This window comes from Bradyrhizobium genosp. SA-4 str. CB756, assembly GCF_000473125.1.
GTDB classification, from domain to species: domain Bacteria; phylum Pseudomonadota; class Alphaproteobacteria; order Rhizobiales; family Xanthobacteraceae; genus Bradyrhizobium; species Bradyrhizobium arachidis.
This window is the reverse complement of record NZ_KI421499.1, coordinates 3829677-3841365: the sequence shown is the minus strand read 5'-3', so window position 1 is coordinate 3841365 and position 11689 is coordinate 3829677. Positions and strand designations below refer to the sequence as shown.

The 11689-nt window shown below is 65.5% G+C and carries 9 protein-coding genes and 1 pseudogene; 7 read left to right on the top strand and 3 right to left on the bottom strand.

What is annotated here, in order from left to right:
* Positions 1-14 precede the first annotated feature (14 nt).
* The 5 genes and pseudogenes from mmsB to BRAGE_RS0118975 all read left to right on the top strand — a co-directional run.
* Positions 15-908, top strand: a pseudogene (gene mmsB / locus BRAGE_RS0118995) (3-hydroxyisobutyrate dehydrogenase); the annotation flags it as partial.
* Positions 909-1040: 132 nt separating this feature from the next.
* Entirely contained in the window at positions 1041-2756 is a 1716-nt protein-coding gene (locus BRAGE_RS0118990; protein ID WP_027557442.1) for an AMP-binding protein, read from the top strand.
* Positions 2757-2886: 130 nt separating this feature from the next.
* Positions 2887-3366: a MaoC family dehydratase gene (locus tag BRAGE_RS0118985; RefSeq protein WP_027557443.1), complete on the top strand. Its 480-nt coding sequence runs from the start codon at positions 2887-2889 to the stop codon at positions 3364-3366.
* A gap of 224 nt (positions 3367-3590) precedes the next feature.
* Positions 3591-4508: an SDR family NAD(P)-dependent oxidoreductase gene (locus BRAGE_RS0118980; RefSeq protein WP_027557444.1), complete on the top strand. Its 918-nt coding sequence runs from the start codon at positions 3591-3593 to the stop codon at positions 4506-4508.
* Positions 4505-5725: an NAD(P)/FAD-dependent oxidoreductase gene (locus BRAGE_RS0118975; protein WP_084334165.1), complete on the top strand. Its 1221-nt coding sequence runs from the start codon at positions 4505-4507 to the stop codon at positions 5723-5725. Before BRAGE_RS0118980 ends, BRAGE_RS0118975 begins: the two co-directional genes overlap by 4 nt.
* A gap of 99 nt (positions 5726-5824) precedes the next feature.
* Here BRAGE_RS0118975 and BRAGE_RS0118970 read toward each other — a convergent pair whose 3' ends face one another.
* The 3 genes from BRAGE_RS0118970 to BRAGE_RS0118960 all read right to left on the bottom strand — a co-directional run bounded on the left by BRAGE_RS0118970 (position 5825) and on the right by BRAGE_RS0118960 (position 9283).
* Complete coding sequence (locus BRAGE_RS0118970) at positions 5825-6904, bottom strand: D-TA family PLP-dependent enzyme (RefSeq protein WP_027557446.1); 1080 nt, start codon at positions 6902-6904, stop codon at positions 5825-5827.
* A gap of 61 nt (positions 6905-6965) precedes the next feature.
* Positions 6966-8777: an ABC-F family ATP-binding cassette domain-containing protein gene (locus BRAGE_RS0118965; RefSeq protein WP_027557447.1), complete on the bottom strand. Its 1812-nt coding sequence runs from the start codon at positions 8775-8777 to the stop codon at positions 6966-6968.
* Between the two features lie 2 nt (positions 8778-8779).
* Positions 8780-9283 (bottom strand): YaiI/YqxD family protein, encoded by a 504-nt coding sequence (locus BRAGE_RS0118960; RefSeq protein WP_027557448.1) that lies wholly within the window; start codon positions 9281-9283, stop codon positions 8780-8782.
* Between the two features lie 107 nt (positions 9284-9390).
* On the opposite strand from BRAGE_RS0118960, the gene BRAGE_RS0118955 reads away from it, so the two are divergent.
* Positions 9391-10191, top strand: coding sequence for a hypothetical protein (locus BRAGE_RS0118955; protein ID WP_027557449.1), 801 nt, complete (start codon positions 9391-9393; stop codon positions 10189-10191).
* Positions 10192-11634 carry a DUF5107 domain-containing protein gene (locus BRAGE_RS48870; protein WP_084334115.1) on the top strand — a complete coding sequence of 481 codons (1443 nt, stop codon included), beginning with the start codon at positions 10192-10194 and terminating at the stop codon, positions 11632-11634.
* The last annotated feature ends 55 nt before the right edge of the window (positions 11635-11689 follow it).

The following is an 11689-nucleotide window of genomic DNA, read 5'->3' as shown; positions in this document are numbered from 1 at the left end:
CGACAGCGGAGGAAACGACAATGACCACGATCGCATTCATCGGTCTCGGCAACATGGGCGGCCCAATGGCGGCCAACCTCGTCAAGGCCGGCCACAAGGTGGTGGCGTTCGACCTGGTCGAGGCCTCCCGCAACCAGGCAAAGGCTGACGGCGCCGGCATCGCCGACAGCGCGGCCGGAGCCGTGAAGGGCGCCGATGTCGTCGTCACCATGCTCCCCGCAGGTAAGCACGTGCTCGGCGTCTGGAACGAGGTCGTTCCTGCCATGACCAAGGGCGCGCTGATCATCGACAGCTCCACCATCGACGTCGAGAGCGCGCGGCAGGCGCATGCGCTCGCCGCCAAGAACGGCGTGCTCTCGGTCGACGCGCCGGTCTCCGGCGGCACCGGCGGCGCCAAGGGCGCGACGCTGACCTTCATGTGCGGCGGCGAGGAGGGCGCGTTCGCGGCGGCAAAGCCCGTGCTGGAGAAGATGGGCAAGAAGATCGTCCATTGCGGCGGCGCCGGCGCGGGGCAGGCCGCCAAGATCTGCAACAACATGATCCTCGGCATTTCCATGATCGCGGTGAGCGAGGCATTTGCGCTCGGCGAAAAGCTGGGCCTCTCGCACCAGGCGCTGTTCGACGTTGCCTCGACCTCGTCGGGCCAGTGCTGGTCGCTGACGACCTATTGCCCGGTTCCGGGCCCGGTGCCGACCTCGCCGGCGAACAACGACTACAAGCCGGGCTTTGCCTCGGCGCTAATGGTGAAGGACCTGACCCTGGCGCAGGACGCTGCCAAGGCCGCGGGCGCCGCGACGCCGCTCGGCAAGCATGCGCAGGAGATCTATCAGTCTTTCGACGCAGCCGGCCAGGGCGGGGTGGATTTTTCCGGAATTATCAAGCACGTTCGCAGCCTCGCTGGAAAATAGCGAGGCTTTGCCCGTAGCCCGGATGGAGCGAAGCGAAATCCGGGACGGTTCCCTCGAATGGCGCGACCGGCCCCGGATTGCGCTTCGCTCCATCCGGGCTACGCTCGAAGATCAATTCGACGGGCCCGGACCATGACGACATTTCAGGAAGCGCGCGCGTTTCTGCTTCATAACCGCACGGATTACGAGACAGCGGTCAAAGGCTTCCGCTGGCCCGATCCAGTTCCCTTCAACTGGGCGCTCGACTGGTTCGACGAGCTCGCGAAGGACGCCGACGCCAAGGATCGCCCCGCGCTCTGGATCGTCGATGCCGCGCAGGACAAGCAGACCAAGCTGTCCTTCGCGGCGCTCTCGCAGCGCTCCAACCAGGTCGCGAATTTCCTCCGCGCGCAGGGTTTGAGGCGCGGCGATCATCTCCTGCTGCTGCTCGGCAATGTGGTTCCGTTGTGGGAGACGATGCTGGCGGCGATCAAGCTCGGCGTCGTCGTGATTCCCGCAACCACGCTGCTCACCGCCGAAGAACTGCGCGATCGGCTCGATCGCGGCAAGGCCAAGGCGGTGGTGGCGGCCGAAGATCAGGTCGCGAAATTCGCAAGCCTTGGCGCCGAGAATGTCGTGCGCATCGTGGTCGGCGCTGCCTCGGATGGCTGGCTTGCCTATGACGAGGCGGCGAAAGCGCCCGAGAGTTTTACGCCCGACGGCCCGACCAACGCCGACGACCCGATGCTGCTCTATTTCACCTCGGGCACCACAGCAAAGCCAAAGCTCGTGCGGCACAGCCAGCGCAGCTATCCGGTCGGGCATCTCTCCACCATGTACTGGATCGGGCTCAAGCCCGGCGACGTCCATCTCAACATCTCGTCACCCGGCTGGGCCAAGCACGCCTGGAGCTGCTTCTTCGCGCCGTGGAATGCGGGCGCCACCGTGTTCGTGGTCAACCAGCCGCGTTTCGATGCCAAAGGACTGCTCGCCACCATCGGCCGCTGCGGCGTCACCACGCTGTGCGCGCCGCCGACGGTGTGGCGGCTGTTCATCCAGGAGAACCTGGCCTCGTTCAAGGTGACCCTTCGCGAAGTCTGCGGCGCAGGCGAGCCGCTCAATCCTGAAGTGATCGACCAGGTGCAGGCGGCCTGGGGCCTCACCATCCGCGACGGCTACGGCCAGACCGAAACCACCGCGCTTGCCGGCAACTCGCCGGGGCAGCCTATCAAGGTCGGCTCGATGGGCCGCCCGCTGCCCGGCTATCGCGTGCAGGTCAGCGATGCCGACGGCCATCCTGCCCGGGAGGGCGAGGTAGCGCTGCTGCTCGGCGCGGACCGTCCGGCCGGCCTGATGCAGGGCTATCAGGGCGACGACGGCAAGCTCTCGGGCGCCGAGGGCGAGCTCTATCGCAGCGGCGACGTCGTCTTCGCTGACGAGGACGGCTATCTCACTTTCGTCGGCCGCTCCGACGACGTGTTCAAATCGTCCGACTATCGCATCAGCCCGTTCGAGCTGGAGAGTGTGCTGCTCGAGCATGAGCTCGTCGCCGAAGCCGCGGTGGTGCCGAGCCCGGACCCGATCCGGCTCGCGATCCCCAAGGCTTTCGTGCTGCTGACGTCGGACGCGGAGCGAACACCGGAGACGGCGCTCTCGATCTTCCAGCACCTGCACACGCGCCTTGCGCCGTTCAAGCGCATCCGCCGGCTAGAAATCGTCACCGAGTTGCCGAAGACGATCTCTGGAAAAATCCGCCGCGTGCAGCTACGACGGCTCGAACGCGACGATGATCGCAATGATCCGCTACGCGGCCGGGAATTCCGCGAGGAGGATTTTCCGGAGCTGCCGAAAACACGGGGCGAAACTTAAGTGAGATTTCGTCATTCCGGGGCGCGCGAAGCGCGAGCCCGGAATCCATTTCGCACCAGGTTCTGCGGCGCGACGGATTCCGGGCTCGATGCTCCGCATCGCCCCGGAATGACGGCATGAGGAGCTAGTAATGAACGAAGTCTGGAAGAAGCCGCCGATTACGCTGGAGGCCTATCAGGCCATGGTCGGCAAGGAGATCGGCGTATCGTCATGGCACCTGGTCGATCAACCCCGCATCGACACCTATGCCGACGTGATCGAGGATCACCAGTTCATCCATGTCGATCCGGAGCGCGCCAAGAAGGAGACCGCGTTCGGCACCACCATCGCGCACGGTTTCCTCACGATGTCGCTGCTGTCGATCATGTCCTACGAGGTGATGCCTGTGATCGCGGGCACCACGATGGGCGTGAACTACGGTTTCGACAAGCTGCGCTTCATCTCGCCGGTGCGCTCGGGCAAGCGCGTCCGCGGCCGTTTCGTGCTAGCGGAAGCCAAGCTGCGCAAGCCCAATGAGCTCCAGTCCCGCACCAACGTGACGGTCGAGATCGAAGGCGAGGACAAGCCGGCGCTGGTCGCTGACTGGCTCGGCCTGATCTATTTCGCCTGACTTGAGGCGTCGTTGCCGGGCTTGACCCGGCAACCCATCGCTGCTCAAAAGCTGCATAATCCACGCTCGGTGCGCCCTCTCCCCCTGCGGGAGAGGGTGGCGAAATCGAGCGGAGCGAGATGAAGCCGGGTGAGGGGTCCACTCGCTCATCTGCCGAGACAACCCCTCATCCGGCGCTTCGCGCCACCTTCTCCCGCAAGGGGAGAAGGAAGAAAGGAAGCACAATGGCAATCAGGTTCGACGGACGCGTCGCCATCGTCACCGGCGCGGGCAATGGTCTCGGCAGGGCGCATGCGCTGGCGCTCGCCAGCCGCGGCGCAAAGGTCGTGGTCAACGATTTCGGCGGCGCGCGTGACGGCACCGGGGGCTCGCTCTCGCCGGCGGAAGCCGTGGTCGAGGAGATCCGCAAAGCCGGCGGCACCGCGATGGCCGACGGCGCCGACGTCTCGAACTTCGAGCAGGTCACCGCGATGGTCGAGCGCGCCACCAAGGAGTGGGGCAGCGTCGACCTGATGTGCGCCAATGCCGGCATCCTGCGCGACAAGTCGTTCGGCAAGATGGAAGCGGCCGATTTCCAGAAGGTGCTTGACGTGCACCTCGTCGGCACGTTCTATTGCTGCAAGGCGGCCTGGGCCGGCATGCGCGACCGCAACTACGGCCGGATCGTGCTGACGACCTCGTCCTCCGGCCTCTACGGCAATTTCGGCCAGGCCAATTACGGCGCGGCGAAATCCGGCATGGTCGGCCTGATGAACGTGCTCGCTGAGGAAGGCCGCAAGAACAACATCCGCGTCAACATCATCTCGCCGACCGCGGCGACCCGCATGACCGAAGAGCTGCTGCCGCCGCAGGCGCTGCAGCTGATGAAGCCGAACGCGATCACGCCCGCGGTCGAGTACATGCTGAGCGAGGACGCGCCGACCCGCACCATCATGGGCGCCGGTGCCGGCTCCTTCGCCGTGATCAGGATCATCGAGAGCGAAGGCATCAACCTGCCGGAGTCCGAGTGGACGCCCGATGCGATCGCCGCGCATTTCGCGGAGATCAGCGACATGTCGAAGGCCAGGGCGTTGCAGGGCGCGTTCGAGCAGACGCAGAAATACGTGGCGCAAGCCGCGGCACGGGCGGGGATCAAGCTCTGACTGACGTCGCCGTCATCGGTGCCGGTCCCGCCGGGCTGATGGCGGCCGAGGTGCTGGCGCAGGACGGCGCCCGCGTCACCGTCTACGACGCGATGCCGTCAGCGGGCCGCAAATTCCTGATGGCAGGCCGGGGTGGGCTCAATCTCACGCACAGCGAACCGCTGCGGGAGTTCATGGCGCGCTATCGCGAGGCCGCGCCGGGGCTGCAAGCCGCAATCGAGGCCTTTCCGCCCGACGCGCTGCGCGCCTGGAGCGAAGCGCTGGGCGAGCCGACCTTCGTCGGCAGCAGCGGGCGGGTGTTTCCAAAGGCGTTCAAGGCCTCGCCCTTGCTGCGCGCTTGGCTGCGGCGGCTCGATAGCGCCGGCGTCCGGTTTGCCTTTCGGCATCGCTGGACCGGCTGGGATGCTGAGGGGCGGCTCCAGTTTCAAACACCTGACGGCACGGTCGCCATCGGGGCTGGCGCCACCGCCCTGGCCCTCGGCGGCGCAAGCTGGCCGCGGCTCGGATCGGACGGGGGCTGGGTCGATATCCTCGCGGCGAAAGGCATCGCTATCTCAAAGCTGCGGCCGGCCAATTCCGGCTTCACGGTCGCATGGTCCGAATTGTTCCGCGGCCGTTTCGAGGGCCAGCCGCTCAAGGGCGTGGCGCTGACGATCGGCGCGCACACCGTGCGCGGCGAGGCGATGATCACGCGCGGTGGCATCGAGGGCGGCGCGATCTACGCGCTGTCGGCCGAATTGCGCGAGGCGGTGTTGGGCCTCGGGCAGGCGAAGCTGACTATCGCATTGCGGCCGGACCTCGACGCCGCCGGGCTGACCACGCGCCTGTCAGGCACGCGCGGCAAGCAGTCCCTTGCAAACTTCCTGCGCAAGGCGGCGCAACTATCACCCGTCGGTATCGGCCTGATGCAGGAGGCAGCCATTGCGTCGGGGCGGCAACTGGCCTCGTTCTCGCCGCCGGAGCTTGCGCATCTGGTGAACGCGATTCCGGTTCAGCTCACCGGCGTCGCCCCGATCGACCGCGCCATCTCGACCGCCGGCGGGGTCGCTTTCGACGAGCTCGACGACCAGTTCATGCTGCGCAGAATACCCGGCGTGTTCGCCGCCGGCGAGATGCTGGATTGGGAAGCCCCGACCGGCGGCTATCTGCTGCAGGCGTCGTTCGCGACAGGGGCGGCCGCGGGCAGGGGGGTGCTAAGCTGGCTCAAGAAATCGTAGGGTGGGCAAAGGCGCGAAGCGCCGTGCCCACCATCTTTCGAAATTGCGACGAGAAGTCGTGGGCACGCTTCGCTTTGCCCACCCTACCGCAGCGCAGCCCTACCGCAGCTTCCCCCGCGCGGCGACCGGCAGGGTGCCGATGATCTCCTCGCCGCGCACCATCACCACCTCGTCCATCATGTTGACGACGACGCAGACGTGGTTCGGCACGATGCGGACGACGTCGCCGACGTTCGGGCGCGTATTGCTGCGGGAGAGGTCGAGGAAGCCGTGCTCCTCGGCGAACTTCGCGATTTTGGCTTCGGGGTGCTCCAGGATCAGGCCGTGGCCGTCGAGGCCGCCGGTGTCCGTGGTCAGCGTCTTCGAGCCGGCGTCAAGGATGCCGCGCTCGGGCGCGGCGCGGCTCACCACGGTCGAATAGATGTGCAGAGCACAGTCATCCCAGGTGGCCGAGCCGGCGGCGACCTGCATGCGGTCGTTGTAGATGTAGGTGCCGAAGCGGTGCTCGGTGCCGCCCTTGAGCTTGCCGAGGTTGACGAGGTTCGGCGTGCCGCCAGTCGAGACGATTTTTGCATCGAGCCCGTGCGCGCGCACGCCGGCGAGCGCTTCGTCGAAAAACTTCTGCGCATCGCCCCAGCCTGTCTCGGTCGGGTAGAGCATGAAGCCGGCAAATTCGAGCCCCTTCGACCCCGCGATCTCGTGTGCCAGCGCGATCGCTTCCGCGGGCGTCTCGACGCCCGCGCGCTTGCGGCCCGTGTCGCATTCGACCACCACCGAGAGCGGGCGGCCGGAAGCTGCGGCGGCCTTCGGCAGGCCGGCCACCACGGTCGAATTGTCGGCGGCGACCGTCATGTTGGTCTTGGCATTCAGCGCGCCGAGCCGCGCCATCTTTTCCTCGCCCAGCAGATTGTAGCTGATCAGGATGTCGTCGATGCCGGCATTGGCCATGATCTCGGCCTCGCCGATCTTCTGGCAGGTGATACCCTTGGCGCCGGCCGCGACCTGCATCTTGGCGATGGTCGGGTTCTTGTGGGTCTTGATGTGCGGGCGATTGGCGACACCGGCATCATCGCAGGCCTTCTGGATGCGCGCGATGTTGCGCTCGACCTTGTCCATGTCGATGACGGCGCAGGGCGTGCCGTATTCGCGGGCGATCTTGGCGGCGAGGGGAGTGGTCATATGATCTCTCTATTTCCGGACCCGTAGGATGGGTTTCGCTGCGCTCTACCCATCCTACGATTCAGGCCTGCTCTATTTCTTCGCGAAGCATTTCCAGTTCGAGCCAGCGCTCTTCGGCGGCGGACAGTTCTTCATGCGCCTTGGCGATCGCAGCCGACGTGTCGTCGAATGTCTTGCGATCCTTGGCGTAGAGGTTGGGATCGTCGAGCACGCGCTGCAATTTTGCAATATCGGCCTGAAGCGTGTCCATCCTCTTCGGCAATGTTTCCAGCGCATGCTTCTCGTTGAAGCTGAGCTTGCGCTTGGGCGCGGACGACGGAGCAGGGGCGCGCTCCTCTTTCTTTTCTGCAACAGGCTGCGCCTTCGCCGTCTCGCGCTTTAGATCCGCGCCGCGCTGGCTCAGCATGTCGCTGTAGCCGCCGGCATATTCGATCCACTTGCCGTTGCCCTCGGGCGCGATCACGGAGGTGACGACGCGGTCGAGGAAGTCGCGGTCATGGCTGATCAGGATGACCGTGCCGTCGTAATCGCCGAGCATTTCCTCGAGCACGTCGAGCGTCTCCAGGTCGAGATCGTTGGTCGGCTCGTCCAGCACCAGGAGGTTCGACGGCTTGGCCAGCGCCCGCGCCAGCATCAGCCGGCCGCGCTCGCCGCCGGAGAGCACCTCCACCGGCGTACCGCGCTGCTCCTGGGCGAACAGGAAGTCCTTCATGTAGCCGACGACGTGCTTCGGCTTGCCGCCGACCATGATCTGATCGCCACGGCCACCGGTCAGCGCTTCGGCCAGCGTCGATTTGGGATCGAGGCTTTCGCGGTGCTGGTCGAGCGTGGCCGTCTCCAGATTGGCGCCGAGCCGCACGATGCCGGAATCAGGCTCCGCCGCGCCGGTGAGCAGGTTGACGAGCGTGGTCTTGCCGGCGCCGTTCGGGCCGATGACGCCGAGCCGGTCGCCGCGCTGGATGCGGGTCGAAAAGTTCTCGACGATCTTGCGCTCGCCATAGGCCTTGGTGATGCCCTTGGCCTCGATCACCAGCTTGCCGGATTGCTCGGCTTCCGCCGCGGCGAGACTGGCGGCGCCGGCGGTGCCGCGATAGTTGCGGCGCTGGTCGCGCAGCGCGTGCAGATTGGCGAGACGCTTGACGTTGCGCTTGCGCCGGCCGGAGACGCCGTGGCGCAGCCAGTGCTCCTCGTCCACGATCTTGCGGTCGAGCTTGTGCTGGTCGCGCTCTTCCTCGGCCAGCACCTCGTCGCGCCAGCTCTCGAACGAGGCAAAGCCGCGGTCGATCTGCTTGATCTTGCCGCGGTCGAGCCAGGCGGTCGAGCGCGACAGGTTGGTGAGGAAGCGGCGGTCGTGGCTGATGATCACCAGCGCGCTGCGGCGGCCGTCGAGCTCCTGCTCCAGCCATTCGATGGTGGCGAGATCGAGATGGTTGGTGGGCTCGTCCAGCAGCAGGATATCGGGCGAGGGCGCGAGCACGTAGGCCAGCGCCGCGCGGCGGGCCTCGCCGCCGGAGAGATTGTGCGGGTTCTCCTCGCCGGTGAGGCCGAGTTGCTCCAGCAGGTAGCGTGCCTGGTGCTGGTCGTCGCCGGGGGCGAGCCCAGACTCGACATAAGCGAGCGTGGTCTTGTGGTCGCCGAAATCCGGCTCCTGCGGCAGATAGCGCACAGTGGCTCCGGGCTGGACGAAACGCGTGCCGCTATCGGGCTCGATCTGGCCGGCCGCGATCTTCAGCAGTGTCGACTTGCCCGAACCGTTGCGGCCGATCAGGCAGACGCGCTCGGACGGCGCGACGTTGAGCTCGACGCCCGACAGCAGCGGCGTGCCGCCGAAGGTGAGCTTGATGTCTTTCAGTTGAATCAGCGGCGGCGCCATGATCAGCCTTGACTCAGATTCTGGCTCGTGGCGGCCGCGTCAGTGCGGCGGCGCTGGATCCGGCGCAGCGTCTGGTCGAGCGCCGAGAGGAAGGCGGAACGGTCGCGCGGCGCGAACGATCGCGGACCGCCGGTGACTTCGCCGGCCGAGCGCAGATCCGTCATCAGGTTGCGGAGCGCCAGCGTCATCCCGATCGATTCCTCGGTGAACGGTTTCCCGTTCGGCGCGATCACGTCGGCGCCCGCCTTGACGCAGCGGCTAGCGAGCGGAATGTCTGATGTCACGACCACGTCGCCGGGCTTTGCCCGCTCCGCGATCCAGTCGTCGGCCGCGTCCATGCCGGTGCCGGCGGCGATACGCTCGATCATCGGGTCCTGCGGCACGCGGATAAAGTTGCCGGCGACCACGCTCACAGGCACCTTATGCCGGAGCGCGACGCGATAAATCTCGTCCTTCACCGGACAGGCGTCGGCGTCGACATAGATGCGGGTGGGGGTGTCAGTCATTGGCCGCGTGGTACCCCATTCGGGCCCCAAAGGCGAGGGGATTGACCGCTGTTCCCGGGGGCCTACGATCGGCCCCGAAACAACAAAAACACAGGGAAGATGACCCCATGCCGAACCGGCTCGAAACCTGGCGCGTCGAGGCCTACAACACCGCAAAACAGTCCGAAAACAAGATGCATGACGATACGGTGGCGCGCCGCTTCGGCTTTTCCGGCGGGCTGGTCCCGGGCGTCGACGTCTTCGCCTACATGATGCACGTGCCGATCGCCCGCTGGGGCCGCGATTTCTTCTCCCGCGGGCTGGTCGAGGCCCGCTTCATCAAGCCGGTCTATGACGGCGAGACCGCCGATGTCGATGCGACCGAGCACAACGGCCTGCTCACGATCGAGGTCTTCAGCCGCACCGAGCTCTGCGCGACGGGGACGGCCTCGCTGCCGGCGGCTGCGCCTGTGGTGTCGCTGAAGGACTATGTGGCGGTGCCGGTCGTAGCCGAACGCAAGCCCGTCAGCCCCGCGACTTTCGAGACCGGCAAATGGCTCGGCACGATCCCGCGCCGCTGGGCCGGGCAGGACGCGGCCGATTATCTCGCCGACATCAGGGAGACCGACCCGGTCTTCGCGCGCGACGGGCTCGGCCACCCCGGCCTGATCCAGCGCGTGATGAACCGCGTGCTGGTGGACAACACGATTTTGGGCCCATGGATCCATGTCGGCAGCCGCATGCAGCTGCTGTCCGCCGCGCAAACGGGTGACGAGATCACCGCGCGGGCGAAAGTCACCGCGAATTACGAGAAGAAAGGCCACCGCTTCGTCGAGCTCGACGCGCTGGTCGTTGCCAACGGCACGACCCCGATTGCGCATTGCCAGCACACCGCGATCTACCAGCCGCGCGAGCAGGCGGTGGCCTGAATGCCAGTTGAGGTCTCCTTGCGTGCCCTCGTTTGTCTTGGAATAGCACTCCTTTTGTCGCTCTGTCGGCTTTGCGTTGTGCACGCCGCCGCGCCGGTGCCCGATCGTGTGTCACTCAGCGAGCAGACGACGACGTGGAGCACCGTCAAGTTCGCCGTCGATGCGGAGAATGGCTTTGTCAGCGGATCGCTCGACAAGAGCACGATCGTCGAACGCAATTTCAAATCCTACGTGCTTGAGAACCGATATCTGAAGGTAACGCTCGTGCCCGAATTCGGAGGGCGTATTCTTTCCATGGTCTACAAGCCGACCGGCCACGAGCAGCTTTATCGAACGGAAGTCGGAGTGCCCTACGGCATGAAGGCCGGAAATTTCTACTACGACTGGCTGATGGTGTACGGCGGAATCTTCCCAACGTTCCCGGATGCCGAGCATGGCAAGACGTGGCTGAAGCCGTGGGCTTTCCGGGTGGTGAAGGAGGGCACCGACGAAGTCACGATCGTGATGTCGTTCCAGGATGACTTCGACTATTCCGCGCGGCCCAGCAAGTTCAGGGGCGCGACCGGCATCGAGGCGAACTACTACGTTACGCTGAAGGCCGATCGTGCCGCACTCGATGCGCGCGTGGTGCTGAAGAATCCGAACGACAGGGCTGTTCAATACGAGTACTGGACGTGCACGACGCTCGCTCCGGGATCGGAGCCGAAAAATCTGAGGGCAACGGGCGGCGCCGAAATCATCGCGCCGATCCGAACTTACACGACGCCTGCCTGGTCGGCCAATCTGGCAGACGGCGACGAGAGCGCGGGTATGGACAGGCGGCGCTTCGAAAAGCTGCGCTACTTCAAGAACTGGCCAACGATGGGCATCGCCTATGCTGCACCAGATATGCAGGGCGGGAATTTCTGGGGCGTCATCAACCATGACAACGCAGAAGGCATTATTCGCATTGCGGACAATACCCTCACGCGGGGCTTGAAAATGTGGACGTGGGGGTTTCCTTCGCTGACCGGCGAAACCGATGCCCGGAAGGATCCGAACGAGTGGCGGCCCTACGTCGAATTATGGGCGGGCGTGTCGGACCAGTTTTTCCACAGCGCAGACTTTCCCGCACGCAGCGAGGTGTCGACTCCGGAAACCTACAGCCCAACCGTCGGCATGAGCAACGTGACGCATGCGAACGAGAAAATCCTGATCAATTTCTCGGCCGAGGCGTCTCGCGCCGTTCTCGAGTTCTTCAGCATCGAACCGGCCATCCCGTTGCTTGTCACGTTGAAACGAGGTGACACGACTGTGTTCAGCGGGGCCGTGAGCGCCGATCCGAGCAACGGAAATCGCATTGCGGCAGCGATTGCCGACGGCCGCAGCGGGGAAAAGATACGGCTTACGATCACGACCACCGAGGGAAAAGAGTTGATCGCCGCCGAAACGGCGATCAAGTGATCTCTTTCGAAATGCCGGTCGAAGCCGCCGGCGTTATCAGGAGCGCGGAACTCGC

Excerpts from the sequence above, each read along its gene's own strand:
- BRAGE_RS0118990 (WP_027557442.1), top strand. The coding sequence starts at position 1,041 with ATGACGACATTTCAGGAAGCGCGCGCGTTTCTGCTTCATAACCGCACG.
- BRAGE_RS0118985 (WP_027557443.1), top strand. The coding sequence starts at position 2,887 with ATGAACGAAGTCTGGAAGAAGCCGCCGATTACGCTGGAGGCCTATCAG.
- BRAGE_RS0118980 (WP_027557444.1), top strand. The coding sequence starts at position 3,591 with ATGGCAATCAGGTTCGACGGACGCGTCGCCATCGTCACCGGCGCGGGC.
- BRAGE_RS0118970 (WP_027557446.1), bottom strand. The coding sequence starts at position 6,904 with ATGACCACTCCCCTCGCCGCCAAGATCGCCCGCGAATACGGCACGCCC.
- BRAGE_RS0118965 (WP_027557447.1), bottom strand. The coding sequence starts at position 8,777 with ATGGCGCCGCCGCTGATTCAACTGAAAGACATCAAGCTCACCTTCGGC.
- BRAGE_RS0118960 (WP_027557448.1), bottom strand. The coding sequence starts at position 9,283 with ATGACTGACACCCCCACCCGCATCTATGTCGACGCCGACGCCTGTCCG.
- BRAGE_RS0118955 (WP_027557449.1), top strand. The coding sequence starts at position 9,391 with ATGCCGAACCGGCTCGAAACCTGGCGCGTCGAGGCCTACAACACCGCA.
- BRAGE_RS48870 (WP_084334115.1), top strand. The coding sequence starts at position 10,192 with ATGCCAGTTGAGGTCTCCTTGCGTGCCCTCGTTTGTCTTGGAATAGCA.